This window comes from Chitinophaga sp. 22308 (assembly GCF_052045305.1).
GTDB lineage: Bacteria > Bacteroidota > Bacteroidia > Chitinophagales > Chitinophagaceae > Chitinophaga > Chitinophaga varians_A.
In genome coordinates this window covers 1-333 of the sequence record NZ_JBQEOP010000037.1, presented here as the reverse complement: position 1 = coordinate 333, position 333 = coordinate 1, and the positions used below count along the sequence as shown (strand labels likewise).

The window sequence follows — 333 nt, the reverse complement described above, 5'->3', positions numbered from 1 at the left end:
GATTATCGTTCAACTGCTTATTAATAGCTTTCACTCTTCCCTGCGCATCATAAAACATGGTGGTGAGCACTGTGGTTTGCGGTGTAACACCGCTCCGGGTGTTTGTATGCCGCTGATAAGTGCTGACTACTTTTCCGGTAAAATCATAGCGGGTGGTGATCACGTCCGTACCTCCGGTAGCATTATCTGATAGTATCTGGCTTACCCGCCCTTTATCATTGTAGTAGCTGGTGGTAGTTAGCCACGTATCAGTACCCAGTATACGGATACGCGTTCCCGTTACCAGCCCTTTAGTAAGATTGCCTACGGTTACCGGCTCCACGTACAGATTAC

General features: G+C 48.0%; 1 protein-coding gene. It reads right to left on the bottom strand.

Annotated features, from left to right (window positions below; genetic code table 11):
• The coding region (locus ACTJJS_RS33560) for a hypothetical protein (protein WP_440668416.1) at window positions 1-333 on the bottom strand (333 nt) is incomplete at both ends.